Below are 22,641 nucleotides of genomic sequence, written 5' to 3'. Positions count from 1 at the left end.
TTTATAACTTTCGTCTTTTTCAAACTACTCGTTACGCTACATGATCATTTTCTTAAAGAACTTCTATCGAATCCGCATCGCGCTTCTTCTTATATTTCGAGCATTACTGCTGTACTTAGCTTTTTTTTGTCTTCCCTTCGTTTCCGTCGGGACTGCAAAGGTAGAAACTTTATTTTAATCCGCAAATTTTATTTGAAGATTTTTTTTGTTTACCTCCCGTTAGGGATGGTGTTTTGTTCTTCCCGGATTTCCCCGTTTAAACTGTCTCTAACCTTGTATTTCATGTTCCGAAGAACCGCTCCTCCCTTGCGGAGTGGTGCAAAGATAAGGAAGAATTGTAATACAAAACAAGTATCCCAGAAAAATAAAAACGAAATAAACCGCAACTTATTGTGTATATGTGAATTATTTTTTGAAAACTATAAGAAACGAGGCTAATTAAGAGAACAAATAAAGCAATTAATACGTCTGCACAATGCTAAAAGGCATTTATATTAATGTAAGCACGCCTACTTCTTAAAAACCCAAAACTTCTGAAGTGTGAAATTGAATCCAAGTGAAACAATAATTTCAACTAATAATTTACACAACAAAAAGTGCCATTGCCATATATCGACTAGAATATAAATACCCAAGGATTTCAGACTAATACTTCCAATTACTACAATAATAAACTTCCAGAGTTGGGAACCTAATGATGTTTTAGTATTACCAAAAGACCAATAGCGATTAATTAGAAAATTAACAATTGCACCCAATGAGCCACTTATCGCATTAGAAAAAGGTGCTGAGAAACTCAACACCTTATAACAAAAAGAATAAATTGCAAGGTCAGTCATTCCACCTAAGAAAGCAGACAATTGTGCCTTTAGAAATTCTTTTAGTTTAAAACTCATTATTTACTCTGATTTTGCTTTGCTAATTTCTCCGCATTGTCACGCTCATCCCCCATATCCAACAATTTCTTTGTATCGCCCATATTAATAAAAAACAGCGCAATACAGATTACAATAACCGAATAGTGAATTGAACCGACAAATAAAGCTTCCAATAAAAACACAAGCGATATTATAACGCGTATCTCCGTAGGCCCAACCAAACCAGCATCAATGGTATATTTGTCTGTGATTTTATAACGCAACTGCGAAATAATCATCGCCCAACCGTATAGTGCAACTAAAGCAAATCCAGCGTATTTAAAATCACCTTGAGCGTAAAACACATACCCAAGTCCAATGAAAACCACACTAATCCAATCCATAATAATATCCAGCGCGAAGCCATACCACTTGCGTGATTTATTGCGGTAAAAAGCAATACGTCCGTCTAAAGAATCTCCAAACCATTGTACAAAGAAACCAAGGGCACCAACCAAAATAAGACTTCTGTCTACATATTCTGCCAACAAGAAACTCCCCATAATCATCAATGATCCAAAGAAACCAATAGCCGTCAAGCCATCCGAAGACAACCAATTAGGAATTTTTGGCAATAGATACGTGATAAAACGCTGCTCTGGTTCACTTAATATATTTGTACGTTTTCTGTCCGCAAACAATTTCTTGTCAATTTTTCCTTCACTCATTACTTAATTTTTATAGCCAATTATTGTCTTTATACCACAATAATGTCGCTGTCAAACCCTTTTCAAGATCATACTTGGGCGTAAAACCCAACTTTTGCTTCGCTTTACTAATATCACAACTCCAATTTTCCGCTGTCAATTCTCCTAAACGTTCGGGATATATGACTGGAGTTTTACTGGAATTTTTATACAACATTTGAGATATACGCGCTACAAAAGCTACAACTCGATAAGGTATATGCAAACGCAATGCCTTTTTTCTAAATGTTTTTCTAAAGATGTCGGCCATCGCATACTTGGAATATACTTGACCGTCCGATATATTATAAAATTCTAATCCTTCTTGTGGTACTTCACATCCTTGTAGCAAGATATCCACCAGATCTTTGACGTAGATGAAACTCAACTTCTGCGGATTAGCACCGATATAAGGATCGAACCCCTTGTTTAATGTATCAAATAAAATAAACAAATCTTTTTCACGTGGACCATACACGGCTGTTGGACGAAATACCGAAATCGCTTTGTCGACAAATCGTTTCTTGATATTTAATTCAGAAGTCTTCTTACTACGCCCATATACCGTTAGTGGTCGATAATCTGTTTCTTCGTGAATATCCTCCGCGCTATTGTAACCTATTGGGCCAATTGCAGCCAAACTACTGACATACACAAAACGCTTTAACTCCACGCCTTCTGCAAATGCGGCTTGCATCAGATTTTGCGTCATTCCTACGTTGACACGAAGCATTTCTTCTTCAGACTTTGACTTTGTCAATGCTGCGGCATGAATGACGTAATCGTATTTTTCGTGTAGAAAAAGTTGTTGCAATTCTTCTACATTCCCAAAATCAGGATGAATAAATTTGTCAACAAAAGCTTTAATATCATCCGTTTTGCTAGATGAACGGACAGCAGCATGCACTTCCCAACCTTTCTCCTTTGCAGCTTCGACTAAATTCGAACCGACAAAACCACTTGCTCCTGTTATGAAAACTTTTGTCCTCATATTGTTTTCTCATAGATACGGTAACGCTTATACAATTCACCATTGATTTGCTCAATGGCGTGATTCATCATATAATTATGTTCCAGCATCCAAGAACATTCACCACGCTCAATGCCATAGATTTTCGCATTCTTAATAATGCGACCGTATAAACAAGCCTCAATACCCATCTTGCGATACTCCTCCAACACACCCAACATCATCACGCGAAGTGATTTAATTTTCTTGCGCCCGAATAACAATTTGAAAATTCCCGTAGGCAATAAACGTCCTCGCTTAATTTTAATCTGAATTTCGTTGATATTTGGAATACCCACAGCAAAGCCAATTATTTGATTGTCCTTCTCTGCGATTATACAGAAATTCGGATTTACAATCATTTTCAAATCTTTGGCCACATACGCGAACTCCTCGTCTGTCATAGGCACAAAACCTAAATTCTTATCCCAAGCTTTGTTGTAAACCTGCTTGATTTTCTCAGCTTCGGACTTGAAATTTTTTAGATCAATAAGACGTAAGGTAACACCAGAACGCTTTAAACGTTCTTCCAACTTATCCATCAATAGAACTGAACGATCACTTGCTTTAGCTGTCGGAATATCATACGCAAATAAATCTACTTGCTTTTCAAACCCAAAATTACTTATCAAATCAATATAGTAAGGATAATTGTAAGTCATCATGGCTACTGGAGGACGATCAAATCCCTCAATCAATAAACCACAAGTTTCATTAGTAGATAAATTTATAGGACCAACGATTTTCTCACCACCCATTTCCTTCACCCAAGCCTGAGCAACTTCGAACAATGCATTAGCAACATTTTGATCATTTATACAATCAAAAAAACCAAATTGCCCTTCCTTTACATTATTAAAAGAATTGTGCTGCTTATTCCAGATAGCGGCTATTCTTCCGACAATTGTATCGCCATCATACGCTAAAAAAAGCTGAGCTGAGGAATGCTTGTAGAATGGATGCTTGTTGGGATTTAACAAATCGTCTTGTGCCACAAAAAGCTCGGGCACGTAATTCGAATCCCCCTTATACAAATCATGCGGAAAATCTATAAATTCCGCACGTTGTTTTTTATTCGTTACAGGTATGATATTCATCATGTCCTTTATATTTTAAGAGTAAACTTAACCTACAAATGTCTCCACTTCAGCAGTTTTGAATACTTTGGCCATTTTCTCGACAGCTTCGTCGATCTGATCAAAAGTATGGGTAGCCATTAAAGAGAAACGAATCAAAGACTCTTCCGCAGGAACAGCAGGGGCAACAACTGGATTTACGAATACCCCATTGTCTTGAAGAGTTTTTGTCACGTAATATGTTTTTTCATTATTACGCACAAAAATAGGTAAGATTGGACTTTCTGTTTCTCCCAAATCAAATCCACTATCCAATAACAATTTTTTAGCGTAGTTTGTATTAGCCCACAATTTCTCAATGTGCTGAGGCTCTGTTTGTATGATTTCCAACGCCTTCAATGTAGAAGCTACAGAAGCTGGTGTCATACTTGCAGAGAACATCAAAGAGCGAGCTTTGTGTTTTAAATATTCAATAGTGTCCTTATCGGCTGCCACAAAACCTCCTAAAGAAGCCAATGATTTACTGAAAGTTCCCATAATCATATCTACCTTACCTTGCAAACCGAAATGACTTTCCGTACCAGCACCATTGTGACCAATAACACCCAAACTGTGTGCATCATCACACATCACCGCAGCATCAAATTCATCCGCAACTTTAACCAATTCTGGAAGATTGACAATGTCACCTTCCATACTAAAGATACCGTCTGTAGCGATTAATTTAAAGCTATCTTCTGGAAGACGTGACAATTTAGCACGTAAATCTTCCATATCGTTGTGCGCATATTTAATCACCTTGGAAAATGACAATCTGCTACCATCAATGATAGATGCATGATTACGTTCATCCAACAAGATATAGTCGTTACGACCAGTGATACACGACAAAGGACCTAAATTAGATTGAAAACCCGTACTGAACAAAACCGCTGCTTCCTTACCCACATAATCAGCCAATTTTTCTTCTAATTCTACGTGAATATCGAGCGTACCATTCAAGAATCTAGATCCTGCACAACCCGTACCGTATTTTTCCAAAGCGTCTTGCGAAGCCTTAATAATACGTGGATCTGTAGTTAGCCCTAAATACGAATTCGAACCAAACATTAATACACGTCGACCATCAATCACCACCTCTGTATCTTGCTTGGATTGAATGGGTCTAAAATATGCGTATAAGTCAGCTGCTTTTATAGGCTCTAGTTGTTCTTGAAGAAACTTCGATGTTCTTTCACTTAACTTTCCCTTGCTCATGCTATAGATATTTCTATTAAATGCGATTTTTTACTTTTTGACTAAAATCAAATAATCGTCAAAATTACGGATTAAAACTTAACTTGTTAAATTACGTTAAAACTATGACTTTAATCTAACATTGCACCGATTAACCCATTTTTACGCATTAATTCCGTTATTTAAACTTTAACCAAAACGTGCAAACATACAAAAATTTGGTGGATTATTCGCAATTTTATAAACTTATAAATATCATAAAGTTAAGTTATTGTTAATACACTAACAAGAATTAAGAATATTAAATTCAACACATTATTTTATTAAATTTGCAGCTAAGAAATATCAAAATATGGCTATATCTTCACAAATAAATATTAAAAATAAACGCGCATCTTTCGAATACCACTTGCTGGATAAATATGTAGCTGGGCTACAATTGTTGGGTACGGAGATCAAATCGATGCGCGAAGGGAAAGCAAATATTAACGATAGTTTCTGTTCTTTTTTTGATGATGGGCTTTATATCCGCAATATGCATATCGCAGAATATTCATTTGGCTCATTCTACAATCATGAAGCAAAACGCGACAGAAAATTGCTTCTTACAAAGAGAGAATTGAAAAAATTAAAGGAGAAAGGTGAAGAAAAAGGTTTTACCATTGTGCCACTTCGCATCTTTATCAATGAACGTGGCTACGCCAAAATTGAAATCGCATTAGCGCAAGGTAAGAAAGACTTCGACAAACGAGAAACCTTGAAAGAGCGCGATAGCAAACGTGAGTTGGATCGTGTAATGAAGTTTTAATATTTTACGGAAAGCATATAAGCACCTGGCGTGATTCCTTCACGATTTTTAAATAAGCGCACAAAATAATTAACGTCACTGAATCCTGACCCAAAGCATGATTCTTTGACAGATTTAGTGATCTTCAACAGTTCCTTTGCTTTATTCATACGTTCGCTGATAACGTATTCCATTGGACTGACACCTAGCTCTCTCTTAAACATTCGCGTCAAACTCGATTTACTCATATTCGCGACTTTTTCTAAGGATTCTATCGAAATTTTTTCTGTAATTCGTGTTCGAACAAACTCTTTTAAATGCAATAACACCGCATTCGCAGAACTACCAATTTCTAACGCTAGTAAAGATTGGGCTTGCATCAGACGTATCATTACTTCTTTGAATGTTAAATCCGCGTAAACACCTTTCAATGCATTGTTGTCCATCATGATTTTGAAGAACTTATTCATCAGTTCTGTCAATTCGGGCGTATTGTACAAATGTAATAAGTCTGGATTGAAATTCCATTCCCCGATCATTTGATGTTTAGGACTAAACTCATTTAAGTAATTTAAGATGGCGTCAATCTTTTGTTTGCTCACCACTAAAGCCGTACACTGTGTTGGTTTGTGCAAAGTCGCTTCTGGAAAATCGATCAGCATTTTTGTATATGAGGGCAACATAAGCATTTGTCCAGGATTATAATCAAAAGCTTGAATTTCGCCAATATGCATGACTTTTTTGCCTTCTAGCATATTAATCAAAACCATATCACCAAACTGTAGCGGCACGAGCGAACTTGCCTCATAGGTCTCAAAAACATGAAGCTCCATCTCATCGACAGCATAAGAACGCTTATTCTCGATAAGTGTAGTAATTTCTTTTTCCCTTGAAAATGGAAGGGTATTTATAAAAGATTTGTTCAACATATTAATCAAACTTTTTATAATTGGCTCGTAATCAAATATAACAAAATGCTGACATACGAAGAAACAATAATCCTACACTTTGACACAAAAATGCTAAACCTTGAAAATCGTGTTGGGTAATTTTGAATAAAAAGATAACACAAATAAATAAACACTAATATGGGTACAATTCAAAGACCAACGTTTAAAGAGCGTTATGACAATTACATTGGAGGTAAATTCGTAGCTCCTGTGCAAGGTAAATATTTTGACAATATCTCACCTTTAGATGGTAAAGTGTTTACTCAGGCTGCACATTCAACAAAAGAAGATTTAGAATTGGCTGTGGATGCTGCTGAAAAAGCATTCCAAACATGGGGCAAAACATCAGCGACAGAAAGAAGTATTATCTTAAATAAAATAGCGGATCGCATTGAGCAAAATTTAGAATATATAGCCGCAGTAGAAACAGTAGACAATGGTAAAGCTGTACGTGAGACGTTGAATGCCGATCTTCCGTTAGCAATTGATCATTTCCGCTATTTTGCTGGCGTTATCCGTGCAGAGGAAGGTTCATTGAGTGAGTTGGATGCTAACACAGTTTCCTTAATTGTACACGAACCAATCGGTGTTATCGCGCAGATTATTCCTTGGAACTTCCCGTTACTAATGGCTGTTTGGAAATTAGCTCCAGCGCTAGCCGCAGGTAATACTGTCGTATTAAAACCAGCAGAAAGTACCCCTACATCTATCATGGTACTAATGGAAGTTATTGGAGATTTAATTCCTCCAGGAGTTGTTAACATTGTGAATGGTTTCGGTTCAGAATTAGGTCGCGCTTTAGTTACGAATCCAAAAGTAGGAAAAGCAGCATTTACAGGATCGACAGCAACTGGCCGTATGGTGATGCAATATGCTACGGAAAACATTATTCCAGTGACATTAGAATTGGGCGGTAAATCACCAAACGTATTCTTTGAGTCAGTAATGGATCACGACGATGCCTTCTTAGACAAAGCTATCGAAGGCGCGGTATTGTTTGCATTGAACCAAGGTGAAATCTGTACTTGTCCTTCACGCTTACTGATTCAAGAATCAATTTACGACAAATTTATTGCGCGAGTAATTGAACGTGTTAATGCGATTAAAGTTGGTGATCCATTGGATCCAACAGTAATGATGGGTGCGCAAGCTTCGAAAATCCAGAAAGATAAAATCCTTTCTTATATCAAACTAGGTAAAGAAGAAGGAGCAGAAGTATTGACTGGTGGTGATGTAAACAATGTAGGCGAAGGATTTGAGGAAGGGTATTACATCCAACCTACGCTATTAAAAGGACACAACAAAATGCGTGTATTCCAAGAAGAAATTTTTGGTCCAGTATTAGCTGTTACTACTTTCAAAGACGAGAAAGAGGCTATCGAAATTGCGAATGACACGATCTACGGATTAGGAGCTGGTGTATGGACACGTGATGCACACCAATTGTATACTGTTCCACGTGCCATCCAAGCTGGTCGCGTATGGGTGAACCAATACCACTCGTATCCTGCTGGAGCACCTTTTGGTGGATACAAGCAATCGGGTATTGGTCGTGAAAATCACAAAATGATGTTAGATCATTACAGACAAACGAAGAATATGCTTATTTCTTATAATAAAGAAAAGTTAGGATTCTTTTAACAAATCACACACTTTACAATTCTATGGGGTTTCACTGTAAACCCCATTTTTGTCAAATCAACTTATTATGATCAAAAGATTAGACGTAACAGAAGAAGCGAAGAAAATAATTCAGCAATTAGCAGCACAGCACGGCGATTTGATGTTTTATCAAGCTGGAGGATGTTGTGAAGGTACGCAGCCACAATGTTTTGAAAAAGGAGGCTATTTTCCGCGCATGAATGACGCTATGATTGGCTTAGTCGAAGGTTACGAATTTTGGATAGATCGCGATTTGTTTGAATATTGGCAATATTCGCATTTTACATTAGATGTACTAGATGGCTTTGGACCTGGAGGATTTTCTTTAGAAACACCTCTCGGAAAAACCTTTAAAGTTCATTACAGACTCTTTACAGAAGAAGAATTGAAAGATTTAGAACCAGTGAAAAGAAGTGAGTAAAAAAAGCTCAACTTTTTAAAGTTGAGCTTTTCTAATATGTTAAAATAAATTAAGCTTTTGGAGCATCAGGAGCTGGAGCAGCTGCTGGTTTCTCTTCGCGCTTAGGTTTATCTTCACGTGGAGGACGAGGCAATAAAGCTTTACGAGAAAGTTTCATTTTACCTTGTTTGTCTATTTCCAAAAGTTTAACCGTTACGATATCACCTTCTTTGTAGATACCATCCATAGTTTCAATACGTTTCCAATCAATTTCGGAAATGTGTAATAAACCATCTTTACCTGGCATAATCTCAACGAATGCACCGAAAGCCATGATAGACTTCACTTTACCTTCGTAAGTCGCACCGATTTCTGGTTTTGCTGTGATATTTTTGATACGAGTCGTTGCAGCATCAATTGCATCTTTGTTATCAGCAAAAATTTGAACGATACCTTTGCCATCAACTTCTTCGATAGCAATAGTAGCACCCGTCTCACGTTGCATTTCTTGAATAATCTTACCACCTGGGCCGATTACCGCACCGATAAATTCTTTATCAATAATCAACTGAATGATACGTGGAGCGTGTGGTTTGTAATCTTCGCGAGGCGCATCGATCGTTTTCTTCATCTCACCTAAGATATGAAGACGAGCTTCTTTCGCTTGGTCTAATGCTTGAGTCAACACTTCCCATTTCAAACCGTTGATTTTTAAGTCCATCTGACAAGCAACGATACCATTCTCTGTACCTGTTACTTTGAAGTCCATGTCACCCAAGTGATCTTCATCACCTAAGATATCTGAAAGTATAGCGTATTTACCTGATTTCTCGTCTGTGATTAATCCCATTGCAATACCTGATACCGGAGCTTTCAATTTCACACCCGCATCCAATAAAGCCAATGTACCCGCACAAACAGTAGCCATAGATGAAGAACCATTTGATTCTAAGATATCCGAAACAACGCGAATTGTGTAAGGATTTTCTGAATCAGCTGGTAATACTTTTTTCAATGAACGTAATGCTAAGTTACCGTGACCGATTTCACGACGACCAGCACCTCTATTTGGTCTTACTTCACCTGTCGAGAAACCTGGGAAGTTATAGTGTAAAATAAATTTGTTATAGCCATTGATGAATGCGCCATCAATCATTTGCTCATCGTCTTTAGCACCTAAAGTAACTGAAGTTAACGATTGTGTTTCACCACGTGTGAATACTGCTGAACCGTGCGCTGCAGGTAAATAATCAACTTCAGACCAAATAGGACGAACAGTACGTGAATCACGACCATCTAAACGAATTCCTTCGTCTAATAATAGATTACGAACCGCATCGTACTGTACGTCATGGAAATATTTCTTCGCTAAGAATTTAGTTTCGTCATCAATATCTTCACCTAATGACTCAATAACTTCTTGCGCTATAGCAGCAAATTTTTCTGTACGCTCGTGTTTAGCAGAACCAGATTTTGCAATCGCGTAAACTCTATCGTAAGTAGCGGTGAAAATTTGAGCTCTTAACTCTTCATTTGAAGGCTCGTGGTTAAACTCACGTTTAGTTTCTGAACCTACTAATTTTGATAATTCTAATTGTGCAGCGACTTGTTTTTTGATAGCCGCGTGTGCGAAAGCAATAGCTTCTACCATTTCAGCTTCCGAAATTTCGTTTGCTTCACCTTCTACCATCACGATATCTTGCGCAGAACCAGCTACCATAAATTCTAATGAAGCTCTTTCTAATTCAGATAAACGTGGATTAATAACCAACTGACCATCGATTTTCGCTACACGAACTTCAGAAATAGGACCGTTGAAAGGAATATCAGACACCGCTAATGCTGCGGAAGCTGCTAAACCAGCTAGTGCATCTGGCATAATATCTTTATCAGCAGAGATCAAAGAGATCATCACTTGTGTGTCTGCGTGGTATGTTTCAGGGAATAATGGACGTAATGCACGGTCTACCAAACGTGAAATCAATACTTCATAGTCTGACAATCTCGCCTCACGACGCAAGAAACCTCCTGGAATACGACCTGTAGCCGCATATTTTTCTTGGTAATCTACAGATAATGGTAAGAAATCCACACCTGCTTTAGCTTCTTTTGAAGATACTACTGTTGCTAACAACATCGTATCACCTTGTTTTAAAACTACAGAACCATCAGCTTGTTTTGCTAATTTACCTGTAGACAATTCGATAGGCGCAAGACCGTTGCCTAAGTCGATTGTTACTTTTTGTTCGTTATAACTCATTGTTTTTTAATAGAGATGCATTTTCCTCTTTATTATACTGATGCATCGATTTTTATGACTTTTAAAAATTCTATCAAAGTTACGGATTTTTTATTCTAAGAAAGCATAATGCACAAAAAAAGCCATCCAAATTGGATGGCTTTTTAAAGCTTTTCACTGTATGAAGCTTACTTGATGATATCACGTAAACCTAGACCTTTGATGATCGCACGGTAACGGTTAATATCTTTTTTGTACAAATAAGCTAATAATGAACGACGTTTACCTACTAATTTTTGTAGAGAACGTTGTGTGTTAAAATCTTTTCTGTTTTTTTTCAAGTGCTCAGTTAAGTGAGCAATTCTTTTTGTGAATAAAGCAACTTGTCCTTCTGCAGAACCAGTGTTTTCAGCTGCACCAGCAAATTCCGCGAAGATACCAGCTTTGTATTCTTTACTTAAATACATTCTTGAATAATATTAAAGTGTTATAAAAATTATTAATTGCCTGCAAATATAGGACTTTAAATTAGAAAATGAAAAGGATTTTGAATTTATCAATCTCATTCCCAAATTTTTCAAATTCTTTAAACCTTTACGTAAATACCTTTTTTATCCATAAAATAACCGATTATCCACATCAGAGCTAAGAACAACAATGAATAAACGAACGAACCAATTTCTGGCACGCCAGGGATTTGCGCACAAACATTTTGATAAAACCATGATAAAGGTGTGATGTATAATTGATCTCCAGCATCAGACAATCCGTTGGGAATGCGAATTAAAGCCATAGCTTTTGGAAATAAACCACTCAACACAAAAATGAATAATGGATTTTTACCAAATACATCAAAAAATTTAGTTAACCAATTTTTAACACCTTGCACCTCGATATACCAAATCATCCCCCCTATAGTCATAATTCCCAATCCAGTTGTATATAACACATACGAACTAGTCCAAATTTTCTTGTTAATCGGAAAACCTAAAGACCAAATCCAACCAAGTACAATTAAGATAAATCCCGTAACAAAAAGTCCAGACAACAATTTAAAATGTGGTTCAGAAGAAGCAGGAACTTTTGTCCACAACCAATCCACCTGCCCATGTTTCTTAATAAAAACTCCGGCTAAATAACCGAACACAACTTGAACAACTGCTGGCAAAGCACTCATCAACCCTTCTGGATCAAAAGGCACGCCCTCTCCTTTGTACATGTGAGCTACGCCCAAAATATCTTTATCAATAGCTGTTCCGAACCAACCTGCTAGAGAATATGGATCTTCTCCGCCTAATACCGCGCATATCCCCCAGTAACCAAATAAAATCAGCCCTGAAATGTAAATTAATATACGAGGTTTGAAATAATATGTAAGTATGGATGCAAAAAAGTAAGCAATGGCGATACGTTGCAATACGCCTAAAATTCGTACACCTTTTGTAGGATCGACACTACTCACCCACTCTCTGAATTGTAATGCCCCATCAATCCATTGCACAAATGGAAACCAATTTAACCCCAAACCTATTAGAAAAATAAGAACAGTTCTTTTGATTACCTTTTTCCAGAATGTAGCATCCCCCGCTTCTTGCAAACGCGGAATGACAAAAGACATAGCATTCCCGACAGCGAATAAAAAGAACGGAAATACCAAATCTGTTGGTGTGCATCCATGCCAAGGAGCGTGTTTTAATGGTGCAAACATAGTTCCCCAAGTTCCTGGATTATTTACCATAATCATAAGCGCCACGGTGGCACCTCGAAATACATCCAGCGAATAATAGCGTTGTTTCATAGAAAAACAGGTGTTTTAGTTAAAGATTCGAAGATAAAAAATACATTTGAGAACTTATTCATTTAAAATAATGCAGCAACTTCAACCAACTTAATATTTTATTTAAAAAGATTTTGGTTTTTAAATAAAATATACATTAACTTTACATTACATTTTTATAAACCCATGTTTGACCAATTACATACGCAAGTAATCAAATCGCTTTACTTTTCTGGCGCGCAGTCGATAGCTGAGATAAGTCATACTATTGGTAAAAGCGTTCCAATTGTTGCTAAAACGATACAGCATTTAGTCGATAAAAATATAGTTTTATCGCAGGGATTACGAGCATCTACTGGTGGAAGGAGAGCTTCATCATATATTTTAAATAAAAGCAGCATTGGTAATATACTGACAGTCAGCATCAACCGATACTCTATTACTCTTGGATTACTTAATATTTTGAACGAATCTTTGATGGAGGAGCTTGATATAAATATTAATGATTTTGATGATATCAACATCTACAACACAATTGTAACACATATTCGCAAAATAGCTGAGAAGTACAATGATCATCCAATATTAAGAATAGGAATCACGACACCAGGTTTTGTTGATTCTCAGGAAGGTGTGAATAATTCTTTTCTAAAAGAATCACCACTACATGATCTACCAAATAGAATTAAAAAAGATGTAGGAATCGACACTTTTATGGAAAATGATTCCTCAGCAATCGCAATTGCAGAAAAACATTTTGGCAAGGCAAAAACAACTAATCACTCGTTGGTTATTAATTTAACTTGGGGAGTAGGACTTGGTATTATTGTAGATCAACAACTTTTTAGAGGCTATAATGGTTTTGCAGGAGAATTTAGTCATATACCACTAGCGGATGAAAACAAACTCTGCTCTTGTGGCAAAAAAGGATGCTTAGAAGTAGAGGCATCATTAGAATCTGCCGTTGAGTACATTAAAGAATGTTTAAATAACGGGGAAGTATCACTTTTAGCCCCTAATATAGAAAACAAAGACAAATCACAATTTCTCAATTCGCTTATTCAAGCTTATAAACTTGGTGATCAATTAAGTATACATGCTATTAAAAAAATGGGGTTCATGCTAGGCAAAGGCATTGCAACTTTAATCCATATACTAAATCCACAAAAAGTAATAATAAGTGGGATTGGTGCATCATTTGGCGCTATTCTCCTTCCCGAGATTCAATCATCCATACATATTTATTGTATACCTAGATTATCCCAAAAGACAACTATAGAAATATCAGACTTAGAAAATATACAAACCATTGCAGCGGCATGTGTTGCCGTAATGCAAAGCAAAGAGTTAATAAAAAATTAGAAACATCATTTTATCACAAACAATTATGAACAATTATTACAAACACTGGAGCATTTCGCTGCTGATGCTGGTATTTAGCATCTCAACAGTATTTGCACAGCAATCTGTTACGGGGAGAGTAACAGATGCAGAAGGAGGCTTGCCTGGCGTAACCATTAGTGTAGTGGGAACAAATCGAGCTACACAATCTACAACAAATGGAGCCTTCACCATTCAAGCAAACAATGGAGAGAAGATTAAATTCACTATTTTAGGCTACTTAAGCCAAGAAATTATAGTATCAGGCTCAACAGTCAACGTTTCTTTAGCGCAAGATGCAAGTGGCATTGACGAAGTCGTTGTAACAGCAATGGGTATAAAAAGAGAAAAAAAATCTTTGGGATACTCGTTTCAAGATATTAAAGGAGATGCTTTAGTTGAAGCACGCGAAAATAATATCGCAAACGCTTTAACAGGTAAAGTAGCGGGCTTACAAATCATCAAAGGCTCAAGCGGCCCCGCATCTTCGTCTAAAATAGTATTAAGAGGTTTTACTTCATTGACTGGTGATAATCAACCTCTAATCGTTGTTGACGGTGTACCCATGGAAAATTTTGCAGGAGCGTCGAATAATGACTTTTGGAATCCCTCTGCCGATATGGGTAACGGAATTGGTGATTTGAACCCAGAAGATATTGAAAGTATGTCTGTACTTAAAGGTGGTGCAGCATCCGCGCTGTATGGATCGAGAGCGTTGAATGGCGTGATTTTGATTACCACTAAATCAGGTAAAAGCTCAAGAGGTGCAGGCATCTCCTACTCAGCAACTATGGGCTTAGAAAATCTTTTTATCACTCCTAAGCTTCAGACACAATTCTCACAAGGTACTGATGGCACATTCAACGAAACATCTGGCAATAGCTGGGGTGAAAAAATCTCAGGTCAAACGGTAACAGGATGGGATGGAAAACCACGTGCGCTGCAAGTATATAACAATTTAGATAACTTCTTCAAAACAGGATTTAATACTACGCACAATTTAACGTTTCAACAATCGTTGAGTGAAGGTACAAACCTTTATACTTCTGGAACATACTTACATGATGACAGTAAGACCCCTGGAGTCAAACTAGACAGACTTAATCTGATGTCAAAATTAACTTCCCATTTTGGAGAAGATAAAAGATGGACAACAGACATCAAAGTTCAATATATGAATACTACTGCTAATAATAGAGCCGTTGGTGGTTCTAACGCAGGTAACTATTATTCAACAGCATTATTATTTCCGAGTACAATTGATATTACAGAATTCAAAAATGGAATGGACGAATTAGGTGGAAATCAAACTTGGTATAACAACAGTAATACTGTAAATCCATATTGGGCAGTAAATAACAAACTGAATCGTGATTCTAGAAATCGTTTCTTGCTAAATGCTACCATCAAATACAAATTCAATGATTGGTTGGATGCAGATTTCAGAGCTGGCTCGGATTTGTATAATACAAAATTTGATAGCAGAACATATACTGGATCTTCACTTCCAAACTCTTATGGAGTAGGTTCTGACAATTTCAATGAGCGCAACTATATTGTAAGTCTTAATGCGCGTAAAGACAATCTATTTGGTAAGTGGAATGGTTCAGCTTCTGCTTTTGGACAAATTATGAAACAAGAATCTAACTGGTTATCATCGTCAGCTGGATCTTTGACAGTACCCAATTTGTTTACAATAGGAAACTCAGAAGGGAATCCTGGATTTTCAGAAGGTATAAGTGAAAAACAAATCAATTCTTTATTTGGAACAGCTGAATTAAACTATGATAATTTCTGGTTTATTAATTTAACTGCTAGAAATGACTGGTCTTCAACCCTAAGTAAAGAAAACAGATCATATTTCTATCCTTCAATAAGCACGTCCCTTGTTATTTCGGATATGATCGCTAAAACTGGTGGATCTAATCCATCTTGGTTAAATTTTGCGAAAATACGAGCTTCATACGCCGAAACTGGCGGTAGTCTTGCTCCATATGAATTATATAACACCTATTCGATTGGTAAAGATCCTAATGGAAATACTACAGCGTCTAAAAACCCTACAAAATACAATCCGAATGTTTTAAGTGAATTATTAAAATCATTTGAAGTTGGATTTGATATTAGAGCATTTGATCGTTTATCCTTAGATTTTGCATATTACAAAACAAACGCGACAAATCAGCTAATTAAATTGGCTATGAATCCGCTTTCGGGATACCAAAACTATATGGCAAATGCTGGTAACATACAGAATAAAGGCCTTGAAGCTGTATTGGGTATCAATGTGATGAAAAATCAAGAAAAACTGCTTTGGGATATCAATGTAAATTATTCAAAAAACGTGAATGAGCTAATTGAATTAACGGATGATTTAGATAGGTATCCTTTAGGAGGATTTGACAATCTTCAAGTAAATAGTACAGTTGGTCAACGTTATGGAACTATCTATGGTACTAAATATGCTAGAGTAGAAGACAAAGAAAGTCCACACTTTGGTAAAATGATTGTAAACGGTGATGGCTTACCAACTGCTGCCAATGGCACGCATATCTTAGGTGATCAAAGTGCTCGCGCATTACTTGGTATTACAAACTCATTTGCCTATAAAGACTTTGGCTTATCATTCTTAGTTGATGGAAGATTTGGCGGAAAATTCTTCGCAGGAACTAACCTAGCCTTACAACGTGCGGGTCTTGCAGCAGAAACTGTTGTAAATGGAGAAAGACAACCATTCGTCGTAGATGGTGTAGTCAGCGATGGCAACGGTGGATATACTGTTAATACGAAGACAGTGACACAACAACAATATTGGAATCAAGTAACTAATACTTCAGGAAATTTGGGTATCACAGAACAAAACTTGTACGATGCTACAAATATTCGCTTAAGAAATGTTCAGTTAAGCTACCGAGTTCCAAGTAGATTATTAAATACATCAGTTGTAAAAAGCGCTAAATTCTCATTATCTGCTAATAACGTGTGGATGATTAAGAGCCACGCAAATGGCGTAGATCCAGAATCAGTATATGCAATTAGCACGAATGCAGTAGGTTTCGAATACTTATCATTCCCTACTTCACGCTCGTACTTTTTAAATATTTCATTGGGCTTTTAAAATCTAACAAAATGAAAACGAAATTGACAAAACTCACAATAGCAGTTGCAATAGCAACAGCGGCATCCTTTTCGAGCTGTTCGAAATTCGATGAAATAAATACAAATCCTACACAAGCAAATGAAAATCAAGTGCAGGTAGAATACTTTCTGAATAATTCCATAATCGGTGCCCAACAAGATCCACACATCGCTGAACGTGTATTCGTATTGTACTGGAAATCTGCTGGACGCCAACATTTGTCCGGAGGAATTACCAGTGGTGGATATAATGATGACTGGACAAACGATTACTGGCGATACATTTCAGAATGGTTGAATCACGCCAATACAGCAATTCAGATTGCAGATTTAAAAGTTGAAAACGGCACAGCCCAACCCTATAATGCAAATCTTATACAAGTCGCTCGAATTTGGAGAGCATACTTAATGAGTGAATTAGCTGATAACTTCGGTGCAATACCTATTGAAGCTTTTTCAGGTAATAATCCAGAATTTAAGTCGACAAAAGATGTATATTATTTCTTATTAGATGAGCTAAAAGATGCTACGAGCAAAATTGATGCAGCTGTAGCACGTCCAGACAAACTTCAAAATCAAGACCCTGCTTATAGATACGAATGGGATAAATGGGTGAGATACGGAAACTCTATGCGTCTCAGATTAGCAATGCGCATAGCAGAAGTAGATGCAAATAAAGCTAAAACAGAATTTGAAAGTGCGGTAGCTACAAACAAATTAATTACTACTGCTGATCACAATTTCAAAGTTGCAGAAAGACCAGGCTGGGATGCATTATCTGGCGTCATGAGTAGAGAGTGGAATGGACAAGTATTATCTACCACACTTAATAATCTATACGTGGGATTAGGAGGAATTAAATCTGAAGATCAATTAGGCTCAGCTTTACATGCAGCTATCAAACCAGAAAATTATATTGGTAAGAGAATGCTAGGACACTATTCTACAAGAACAAATGACCCAACAGCGGGCTATTTCTTTGATGGATTGCCTAACACGATTGACCCTAGAGCTTACAAAACGTTTTATATCCCTGGTGACGTAACAAGTGCGACCTGGTCAAATTATCCTTCATGGGCATCAGATGCCTCTACGACTAAGGTAAGATTTCCAAAAGTTACTGGGTTCAATACAGACACATTGGATATTGATGTAAAACATACATGGAGCACAGCAGTAAGTGGTGATTTTGGAACAAAAGGAGCTGTCAATCCAATTCGTTCTATCCAAGTAGGTAAAATACCAGGATTGTCTAAATCATATAGGACAAGTAACGCGCAGCGTATATTCTTTGCAAACTGGGAAACGTACTTTCTATTAGCTGAAGCTTCTTTAAAGGGGTGGAATACTGGGACTACTGCTCAAGCGGCTTATGAAAATGGCATAAAGGCGAGTTTTGATTACAATGGTGTTTCCCAATATGCCACTGCCTATTTAAATTCTGAAAGTTATAATAGAGTTGGTACTTCAGTGAAGTTTACACATACAACAGAACCAGGATCATCGCGTACAATGAATTATGTAGATGGGTATACTGGAGCAGCAGGTACCGCAACAATTCAGTATCCGGTAAACTCTATTTATAAAAATGGTACTGTCCGAAACGATGCATTAACCAAAATTATCACGCAAAAATACCTTGCGAATATGCCTTGGTTGCCTCTCGAATCATGGTCAGATCATAGAAGATTGGGATTACCTTTCTTCGAGAACCCAGCCGTAGAAAACCCGCTTCCAAATCTTCCAGCTTTGACTGCGACAAATTACATGACGAATCAAATCAAATTTTTCCCGCAAAGATTAAGATATCCATCTAGTCTAAAAAATGCGGATCAAGATGGATACAATCAAGCAGTATCCTTACTGGGTGGACCTGATGAAGTGTTGACTCCTCTTTGGTGGGCTAAGCAAAATTAGAATAACACATAGTACTAAAAATGCGTTCTTAAAATAAGAACGCATTTTTTTAATAATATCTAATTAATAGATTTATCGTATAAACATTTACAATGACTAAGATCTCAAGCATTTATGAAGAAACTTAATTTATTTGCTATCTTATTCCTTATAGTATTTAACTCTTTGAACGCCCAATCTCCTACCCGTACGTCTTGGTTTGAAGAAGCGCGATTTGGTATGTTTATTCATTGGGGATTATATTCTGCTGCCGAAGGAATTTGGAAAGGTGAAAATCTCCGTTATCTAAATAATTATGCCGAATGGATTCGTTACCGCAACCGTATTTCTAAAGAAGAATACGGTGAATTAGCAAAACGATTTGATTGGGAAAATATAACTCCCGAAGAATGGGTTATTCAAGCAAAAAAAGCTGGAATGAAGTACATCATCATGACCTCAAAGCATCATGATGGAGTAGCCATTTGGGACACTAAAATTGGAGATTACTCTTTATCAAAGTTAGCTGGTGTAAATCGTGATGTAATTAAAGAGTTAGCTGATGCATGTCGAAAACATAACATGAAGCTTGGATTCTATTATTCGCACTGGATAGACTGGGAACATCCATACGCGTGGGACCACAATTTGGAACTAACCAAGTCGGTTTCTCCACAACAATTTAATACCTATTGGCAGGAAAAAGCTATCCCGCAATTGCGCGAACTTTTAACTAATTATGGAGACATCGCAGTTATGTGGTTTGACATGTGGATTCCGTATGAACAAACCATATTCAAGAAAGAGCAATTGGAACAAGCTGTAAAATTAATTAGAGAATTGCAGCCAAATTGTTTGATAAACTCCAGATTAGGATTACCTACTGATGCTGAATTCGTGGATTTCCAAACTTTAGGCGATAATGTATTTGCCAGCGAATATATTGATCACCCATGGGAAACACCTGGAACGATCGCCCATTCATGGGGCTATAGTGCCTACGAAAAAGAATGGAAATCAACCAGTCAGATTTTTGAATCACTAATATCTAATGTAAGTCTTAATGGCGGACTAACATTAAATATTGGTCCACGCGCTGATGGAAAAATTCCATATGAAAGTATTACCAGATTGAACGATATTGGCCAATGGCTAAATACATATGGTGAGGCTGTATATGGAACTAAGGGTACTCCATTACGTGCCAAAAACTTTGATTGGGGTTATTTAACTAGTCAAAATTCAGAAAACAAATCTTCACTTTACGCACATGTCTTCAACTGGCCATTGGACAAAAAATTACGAATCACAGGTGTTAAGTCAGACCCATCATCCATTTATTTGATGGATGGTAAGACATTGAAAAAATTGAATTTTATTAAAAAAGGTTCAATTATTCATATCGATTTACCTAAACATGCTTCCGACAATTTTGTGTCGCTAATTAAGCTTGATTTCGCCCAGCAAGTTGAATTTGACTTGGATATTGTTGCAGAATCTTCTTTTGGTGGATTTTCTTTAAACAGCAAAAATATTTCCAATAAGAATAACCAAGAATTAAGGTCGTACGATGGTAAACGTCCTGATCATATCATATCAAAAGGGCAAGATTTGCAATGGTATATTGAAATTCCAGAAAAAGGAGAATACGCTTTGGATGTTTCAGCACACAACCCAACTAAGAATAATGTACCTATTACGATTCAGGCGGACAAACAGAAAATACAAGGTATTTTAAAACCAAATGGAATGATGGTGGTGGAGCCAAACGAAAATAATTACGTAGAGGAATTTACTGATACGCCATTGGGAAGTATTAAATTAGATAATAGTACTAAGATAAAAGTAATTTTAAAATCTTCCGAACAACATCCTGTTTGGATAAATAGAATTTGGATAAAGAAAATCTAAAAGATTTATTTTTATTAAACGCGCTCTCATAAGGAGCGCGTTTCAATCTGCTATAAAATTTTCCATTAAATAACTTCTATAATAGTAGTAATTGAATAATTATCATTTTCAATTTTAATAAAAAAACCTAAATTGGCAGCTATATTATTTTAAAATTTTTAATTTTTAATTTATAGATTTAGCATAATAAAAAAAACCAATTAAAATGAATCTAAACACTAACATACTTAAAAATTTATTTTTCTTGGGTTCTACTTCGATAGGGGATCTAAGCGTAGCCGTGGGAAAAAGTATTCCAATTACTACTAAAGGAATTAAAGATTTAATAAAAAAAGGATTTATACAAAATCTAGGATTAACTGATTCCACAGGAGGCCGAAAAGCTTATTTATACAAAGCTGATAAAGACAAGATTGGAAATATAATTGCTATATCCATCGAGCGTAAACGCACCCTAATAGATGTATTTAATATAGATCAAGAAAAACTTACTGATACCGTTAAAATTGTTATACCACTAAGAAATGAAGCTGAATTACTAAAGGCATTATTACGAGAAGTAGAAAAGATAATTGAACAATTTATTAAATCATCATTTCTTGGTATAGGCATAATATGTCCAGGATTTGTGGATGCAGAAAAGAAAGTAAATAATTCACTAAAAGCAGATTCCCCTCTTTATAGTATTGCAACAACCATAGAAGAAAAAATTGGCATACCGGCATATATTGAAAATGATTCTACTGCAATAGCTTTGGTTGAAAAGCACTTTGGCAAAGCAAAGAATTCTTCTCCTACGTTAGTCATTAATTTAACTTGGGGTGTAGGCCTAGGTATTCTCATTGATAACAAAATTTTTAAAGGTTATAAAGGTTTTGCTGGTGAGTTTAGTCACATTCCATTAGCAGACAGCAACAAGCTATGTATATGCGGCAAAAAGGGATGTTTGGAGGTTGAAGCGTCTTTACAAACTGCGATAGATTATATAGAAGATCAATTGAAGGCTGGAGAAGCATCCATATTAAATGAACAAAAATCAGAAATAACTTTCGAGCATTTGATCCATGCTTACAATGTAGGCGATCAACTAACAATTGAAGCGATGAAGCGAATCGGTCATATGCTGGGAAAAGGTATTGCGACACTAATTCATATTCTTAATCCAGAAAAAATAATTTTAGCTGGGAAAGGAACTGTATTTGGTGATATTATACTTTCAGAGGTACAATCATCCATACACCTCTATTGCATTCCAAAACTATCAGATCAGACTAAAATCGAATTGTCAACTTTGAAAAATGTACTTACACTTGCTGCTGCAAGCACCGTAATACAACAAATTCCTAAAATAAATTTACATTAAATATGATTTAAGTATTATTACCTTTTACGATTAATATAGAAAACACTTTTTTGTAGACTATTAACTACGTTATTGGTTACAAAGTCGATGTGAACTACCCATTTGCTAAAGACAAATGGGCTTCGGGCTTCACAGACTTGTGCTTTGTTGCCAAAGTCTTATTTGAGTCTCCGCCCGTGTAATCGCCAGTTCCTGACGATATTATTTTTAATCC

At 36.4% G+C, this 22,641-nt stretch carries 17 protein-coding genes; 8 read left to right on the top strand and 9 right to left on the bottom strand.

Features of this window, described 5'->3' with window-relative positions:
* Window positions 1-509: 509 nt before the first annotated feature.
* From FLS47_RS12455 to spt, 5 genes are read right to left on the bottom strand one after another with little or no spacing between them, the layout of a single operon-like run.
* Window positions 510-896: a GtrA family protein gene (locus tag FLS47_RS12455; protein WP_149914696.1), complete on the bottom strand. Its 387-nt coding sequence runs from the start codon at window positions 894-896 to the stop codon at window positions 510-512.
* On the bottom strand, window positions 896-1,585 hold the full coding sequence (locus tag FLS47_RS12450) for a CDP-alcohol phosphatidyltransferase family protein (RefSeq protein WP_149914695.1): 690 nt from the start codon (window positions 1,583-1,585) through the stop codon (window positions 896-898). Before FLS47_RS12450 ends, FLS47_RS12455 begins: the two co-directional genes overlap by 1 nt.
* 10 nt (window positions 1,586-1,595) lie before the next feature.
* A complete protein-coding gene (locus tag FLS47_RS12445) occupies window positions 1,596-2,594 on the bottom strand; it encodes an NAD-dependent epimerase/dehydratase family protein (protein WP_149914694.1) in 999 nt (332 codons plus the stop codon).
* On the bottom strand, window positions 2,591-3,712 hold the full coding sequence (locus FLS47_RS12440) for a GNAT family N-acetyltransferase (RefSeq protein ID WP_149914693.1): 1,122 nt from the start codon (window positions 3,710-3,712) through the stop codon (window positions 2,591-2,593). The genes FLS47_RS12445 and FLS47_RS12440 overlap by 4 nt, the downstream gene beginning before the upstream one ends.
* A 24-nt stretch (window positions 3,713-3,736) precedes the next feature.
* Window positions 3,737-4,945, bottom strand: a complete 1,209-nt coding sequence (spt, locus tag FLS47_RS12435) for a serine palmitoyltransferase (protein WP_149914692.1) — start codon at window positions 4,943-4,945, stop codon at window positions 3,737-3,739.
* Window positions 4,946-5,276: 331 nt separating this feature from the next.
* Between spt and smpB the strand changes: the two genes are divergently transcribed.
* On the top strand, window positions 5,277-5,732 hold the full coding sequence (gene smpB, locus FLS47_RS12430) for an SsrA-binding protein SmpB (RefSeq protein ID WP_149914691.1): 456 nt from the start codon (window positions 5,277-5,279) through the stop codon (window positions 5,730-5,732).
* Here smpB and FLS47_RS12425 read toward each other — a convergent pair.
* Window positions 5,729-6,640: a helix-turn-helix domain-containing protein gene (locus FLS47_RS12425; RefSeq protein WP_149914690.1), complete on the bottom strand. Its 912-nt coding sequence runs from the start codon at window positions 6,638-6,640 to the stop codon at window positions 5,729-5,731. The genes smpB and FLS47_RS12425 overlap by 4 nt on opposite strands.
* Window positions 6,641-6,799: 159 nt before the next feature.
* On the opposite strand from FLS47_RS12425, the gene FLS47_RS12420 reads away from it, so the two are divergent.
* Both FLS47_RS12420 and FLS47_RS12415 read left to right on the top strand, forming a co-directional pair.
* Window positions 6,800-8,302 (top strand): aldehyde dehydrogenase family protein, encoded by a 1,503-nt coding sequence (locus FLS47_RS12420; protein WP_149914689.1) that lies wholly within the window; start codon window positions 6,800-6,802, stop codon window positions 8,300-8,302.
* Window positions 8,303-8,369: 67 nt separating this feature from the next.
* Entirely contained in the window at window positions 8,370-8,744 is a 375-nt protein-coding gene (locus tag FLS47_RS12415; protein WP_149914688.1) for a DUF779 domain-containing protein, read from the top strand.
* 49 nt (window positions 8,745-8,793) lie between these two features.
* Here FLS47_RS12415 and pnp read toward each other — a convergent pair whose 3' ends face one another.
* The 3 genes from pnp to FLS47_RS12400 form a co-directional block, all read right to left on the bottom strand.
* Window positions 8,794-10,983, bottom strand: a complete 2,190-nt coding sequence (gene pnp, locus FLS47_RS12410; protein WP_149914687.1) for a polyribonucleotide nucleotidyltransferase — start codon at window positions 10,981-10,983, stop codon at window positions 8,794-8,796.
* Between the two features lie 167 nt (window positions 10,984-11,150).
* Complete coding sequence (gene rpsO / locus FLS47_RS12405; protein WP_149914686.1) at window positions 11,151-11,429, bottom strand: 30S ribosomal protein S15; 279 nt, start codon at window positions 11,427-11,429, stop codon at window positions 11,151-11,153.
* 119 nt (window positions 11,430-11,548) lie between these two features.
* The gene (locus tag FLS47_RS12400; RefSeq protein ID WP_149914685.1) at window positions 11,549-12,760 is read right to left on the bottom strand and encodes an acyltransferase family protein; all 1,212 of its coding nucleotides are present in this window, start codon (window positions 12,758-12,760) and stop codon (window positions 11,549-11,551) included.
* A gap of 165 nt (window positions 12,761-12,925) precedes the next feature.
* On the opposite strand from FLS47_RS12400, the gene FLS47_RS12395 reads away from it, so the two are divergent.
* The 5 genes from FLS47_RS12395 to FLS47_RS12375 all read left to right on the top strand — a co-directional run bounded on the left by FLS47_RS12395 (window position 12,926) and on the right by FLS47_RS12375 (window position 22,427).
* Window positions 12,926-14,101: an ROK family protein gene (locus tag FLS47_RS12395; RefSeq protein ID WP_149914684.1), complete on the top strand. Its 1,176-nt coding sequence runs from the start codon at window positions 12,926-12,928 to the stop codon at window positions 14,099-14,101.
* Window positions 14,102-14,126: 25 nt separating this feature from the next.
* On the top strand, window positions 14,127-17,237 hold the full coding sequence (locus FLS47_RS12390) for a SusC/RagA family TonB-linked outer membrane protein (RefSeq protein ID WP_149914683.1): 3,111 nt from the start codon (window positions 14,127-14,129) through the stop codon (window positions 17,235-17,237).
* Between the two features lie 11 nt (window positions 17,238-17,248).
* Window positions 17,249-19,174, top strand: a complete 1,926-nt coding sequence (locus FLS47_RS12385) for a SusD/RagB family nutrient-binding outer membrane lipoprotein (RefSeq protein WP_149914682.1) — start codon at window positions 17,249-17,251, stop codon at window positions 19,172-19,174.
* A 114-nt stretch (window positions 19,175-19,288) separates the two neighbouring features.
* Window positions 19,289-21,064 carry an alpha-L-fucosidase gene (locus FLS47_RS12380; protein ID WP_149914681.1) on the top strand — a complete coding sequence of 592 codons (1,776 nt, stop codon included), beginning with the start codon at window positions 19,289-19,291 and terminating at the stop codon, window positions 21,062-21,064.
* Window positions 21,065-21,269: 205 nt separating this feature from the next.
* Window positions 21,270-22,427: an ROK family protein gene (locus FLS47_RS12375; protein WP_149914680.1), complete on the top strand. Its 1,158-nt coding sequence runs from the start codon at window positions 21,270-21,272 to the stop codon at window positions 22,425-22,427.
* Window positions 22,428-22,641: the final 214 nt, after the last annotated feature.

It is taken from the genome of Sphingobacterium cavernae, from assembly GCF_008520265.1.
Lineage (GTDB): Bacteria > Bacteroidota > Bacteroidia > Sphingobacteriales > Sphingobacteriaceae > Sphingobacterium > Sphingobacterium cavernae.
The sequence above is the reverse complement of the archived record's forward strand: the minus strand, read 5'-3'. Positions and strand labels throughout refer to the sequence as shown.